The sequence below is a fragment of the Bartonella sp. AP40SXNS genome, assembly GCF_042195825.1.
Lineage (GTDB): Bacteria > Pseudomonadota > Alphaproteobacteria > Rhizobiales > Rhizobiaceae > Bartonella.
Genome location: NZ_JBHIPB010000078.1, coordinates 1 through 1,272 on the forward strand (window position 1 = coordinate 1; position 1,272 = coordinate 1,272).

At 41.4% G+C, this 1,272-nt stretch carries 1 protein-coding gene; it reads right to left on the reverse strand.

Annotation, left to right across the window (positions count from 1 at the left end; genetic code table 11):
• Positions 1-1,020 (reverse strand): tyrosine-type recombinase/integrase (locus tag ACFILZ_RS09810; protein ID WP_375611061.1); only part of this gene is annotated, 1,020 nt, incomplete at its 3' end.
• Positions 1,021-1,272: the final 252 nt, after the last annotated feature.

The following is a 1,272-nucleotide window of genomic DNA, read 5'->3' on the forward strand; positions in this document are numbered from 1 at the left end:
TGTTTCTGCTAGCCAATCGCGTAAACTAGAGCGAAAACCATGCGGGCAGGCTTCAAGTTTATTGTCTCTCATATATTTTGCCATACAATTCTCAGCAAGGGGAGCACGACCGGAAAAAGACAGAATGAAATTACTTTTGGAAATACAACGGGCTTGTTTAATCACTTTTAGCGCTTCAGATGATAGAGGTACGCGAAATTCTGTTGTAGCGTCACGCAAACCTTTCATATTCTCAGCAGGAATAGTCCATACATCATCTTCAATCTGATCTTCACGAATATGACGCAAAGGGTTGGTACGAACGCCTGTCAGGATAAGCAAGCGCAAAGCCAGTTGTGTTATGTTTTGTGTTTTACAGAGTAACTGATAAAAGGCGGGAACATCTTTCCAATCCATTGCAGGTCTATTAGTGGTTTTATGACGTTGTTTACCTAAGAGCGCGCGTGCTTTTTCTGTTGCTTGTAAATCAACATCTAACCCTAATGCAGCCGCATGTTTGAGACAAAGATTAAGACGATTTAGTGCTTTCTCTGCTGTTGCAGCTTTTGTATGCCAGATAGGAGCAAGGGTATTGCGTATCTCTGTTTGTGTAATCTCTGAAACGGGCAGACAGCCCAATTTAGGGAGAATATGAAGGCGTAATGGTAAAAACCAATCACAAGCTTTACCATCTCTTTTTAATTCGGCTTTACGGCTTTCAAAAGCATCTAAAGCAATGTTTTTTAAATAATGAAGATTACGCATTGCCTCACGCTTTTGTTTATCGCGTTCTTTAATGGGGTCACGACCCTCATGTAAAACAGCACGCCATTGGTTTGCCAATTCACGGGCTTTTTTTAAAGAGACATGTCTTAAGGCGCCCAAGCCCATTTCACGGCGCCGACCGTGAATGGTATAACGATAAAGCCATTGAGCACCACCATCTTTACGCTTATGGAGGATCAAGCCGGCACCATCATTATATTTGCCAGCTCCCAATGTTGCGACAGCCCTTGCGTTAAGACGATTCATAAGAACCATTTTCATTCCTTTCTTATACAGTTTTACCCACACGCCAGCCCCGCTTATGCCGTGCAAGCAAATGGGTTTGTTTGATTCAATATAAACAGACTTGAAATGAGAGAATCTTACGTTATTCGAGACTCTCATTCAACATACAAAACAGTGAATTATCATTATAAATCAGTGTGTTGTAGGTTTACAGAAAAAGACAAGCCGCCGCGTTTACCTTGGTTTATCAGGAGCCCCTTTGCTAATTTTTTATATTATTCA